Raw genomic sequence first — 297 nt, 5'->3', positions numbered from 1 at the left:
GGAAGCCTGCTCGGAATGGGAACGGGCTCACAGCCTTCCTGGTGGGAGGCATTACACCGCATCAAGGCGCCCGTCCTGCTCATATGCGGTGAATGGGATGAAAAGTTTTGCGCTATTAATCAAAAGGTGCATAACCTGCTCCCATCAAGTAAAATAGAGGTTGTCAAACAGGCGGGGCACACGGTACATGTGGAACAGCCGCGAATTTTTGGTAAGATAGTAAGTGAGTTTTTATACGGCTTGTAAAGCATAAAGAAAATAGCTTTTCGGCCGGACTCAGGCAAAAATGAAGGAGGT

At 48.1% G+C, this 297-nt stretch carries 1 pseudogene; it reads left to right on the top strand.

The features are described from left to right. Positions 1 to 246: pseudogene (locus tag SB658_RS23055) on the top strand (2-succinyl-6-hydroxy-2,4-cyclohexadiene-1-carboxylate synthase); the annotation flags it as partial. Positions 247 to 297: the final 51 nt, after the last annotated feature.

The organism is Bacillus sp. SIMBA_008, assembly GCF_046535495.1.
In the GTDB taxonomy this organism is placed as follows: domain Bacteria; phylum Bacillota; class Bacilli; order Bacillales; family Bacillaceae; genus Bacillus; species Bacillus subtilis.
The sequence above is the reverse complement of the archived record's forward strand: the minus strand, read 5'-3'. Positions and strand labels throughout refer to the sequence as shown.